Raw genomic sequence first — 1,729 nt, 5'->3', positions numbered from 1 at the left:
AAGTGCAGTAATGTATGTAGCTTATCGATACTAATAGGTCGAGGACTTGACCAATAATTAAAATGATTATTAAATTAAATGTTTGCAGTTTTTAGAGTATTAACTCTATATAAAAGATTATGTGGTTACAATAGCAGAGAGGATACACCTGTTCCCATTCCGAACACAGAAGTTAAGCTCTCTAGCGCTGATGGTACTTGGTGGGCAACTGCCTGGGAGAGTAAGACGTAGCCACGTAATCTTTTTTTATTTTGTATGAAAGCATATATTCACTCACATTTTAGTTTATACTTAAATATAATAAAATAAAGTGAATTCTGAGGTGAGTATATGCAAAAAATATTTAATGCTGCTGAAAAATTATTTTTTTATATACTAATCGTATGCTTAATTTCATTTGTATATTTTAATATGTTGCCGATGAATAATACAATACTTATGATGGGGTTCATTTTAGCTGTATTTTATTTTGTAGTTAATTTTTATGTGGGATACAAATATGAACTGACATTACTAGAGGCTCTAATAGTAGGTATAATAGGTTGCAGTGTGGGAGTTTTTTTAGGAATATTCTCTGTATATGCTTTTACTATTTTAAATAATGAAAGTCTAGCACTTAGCTTAATTATGCCGTATTATAGTCCCACAATATCTGTTGTAAGACTAGTTTTAAAAGATATAACAATAGCATATCCATTTATTATTATGCTTTTCAATATATTGTTAGTAGTTATAGGAGCTATAAGTAAAAAAATAGTGAATAAATTACGACACTAATAAGAATAATTATAATATATGACAAAACTTATTATAACAAAAGGCATGGTGATTATATGTATGAAGTACAAATGAAATACATGGATGTTAATGGTGTATATGAGCCATTAACATTTAAATGTGAGAACTTTAATGTTAATAGTAATGGATATAAATTTGAAAATATATTTATGGATAATTTTTTAATCAATGATTTTGAAGTTTGTAATGAAGACATAGCTTTAATAAAGATAAAATAGATAGCAGCCGAAAGGCTGCATTTTTTATATCATAGTAAATCTATTAAAACTAATAAATGTACTATGATATAATTAAAAATAATGCTAAGAAAAGGTGATGTAATGAGACTTTTATTTAATGAAAATATAAATGATATTAAATTTAAAAAAATATTAGAAAATTATATTAGATTGCTAAAGATAAATGGAAACAAATCAAAGGATATAATGCTTATAGTACCAAATAACACTGCTAAGATTAAGTATGAAAGGCAGTTAAGCTTAAATTATAGTGAAGAATTAAATATAACTACATACATTGGATTTGTAAAGAGAGAATTAATAAAGTATTGGCCGATAGTATCTGAAACGTGTGAATTAATACAAAAAAAAGTAATATCACCTATATTTATCCCAAATAGCCTAAGTGAATATATAATGACTAATCAAGTTAAGAAAAAGAGAGATTTAGAAGGATATTTTGAAGATTTAACAAGTACGAATAAGAATATAGCTAATAGTATTAGCACAAATATAAATAAAGCTGCACTTGGATTAATTGATTTTAAGACCATTGGAGAAAAAATATATCTATCTAAAAAAAATAGAGATAAATTATTAAAATTTTCATATAGTCAGATGAATGAAATAATAGATTATTATATATATACATTGCTATCAAACTCAATGGTTGATAATTCGCTTAGTGTATATCCTGTCTCTTATACACATCT

Annotated in this window: 2 protein-coding genes, 1 rRNA gene and 1 pseudogene; all 4 read left to right on the top strand. The window is 25.6% G+C overall.

Annotation, left to right across the window (positions count from 1 at the left end; all coding sequences use genetic code 11):
* The first annotated feature begins 120 nt into the window (after positions 1 to 120).
* Positions 121 to 237, top strand: a 5S ribosomal RNA gene (rrf, locus tag CHL78_RS20080).
* 93 nt (positions 238 to 330) lie between these two features.
* Positions 331 to 777, top strand: coding sequence for a hypothetical protein (locus CHL78_RS20075; RefSeq protein WP_094369291.1), 447 nt, complete (start codon positions 331 to 333; stop codon positions 775 to 777).
* Positions 778 to 833: 56 nt separating this feature from the next.
* Entirely contained in the window at positions 834 to 1,016 is a 183-nt protein-coding gene (locus CHL78_RS20070; protein WP_094369290.1) for a hypothetical protein, read from the top strand.
* Positions 1,017 to 1,097: 81 nt separating this feature from the next.
* Positions 1,098 to 1,729 (top strand): annotated as a pseudogene (locus tag CHL78_RS20065) (hypothetical protein); the annotation flags it as partial.

Source organism: Romboutsia weinsteinii (assembly GCF_002250835.2).
GTDB lineage: Bacteria > Bacillota > Clostridia > Peptostreptococcales > Peptostreptococcaceae > Romboutsia_A > Romboutsia_A weinsteinii.
This window is presented reverse-complemented; position numbering and strand designations above follow the sequence as displayed.

Bases quoted from the DNA above. Each gene is read 5' to 3' on its own strand.
- CHL78_RS20070 (WP_094369290.1), top strand. From the start codon at position 834: ATGTATGAAGTACAAATGAAATACATGGATGTTAATGGTGTATATGAG.
- CHL78_RS20075 (WP_094369291.1), top strand. From the start codon at position 331: ATGCAAAAAATATTTAATGCTGCTGAAAAATTATTTTTTTATATACTA.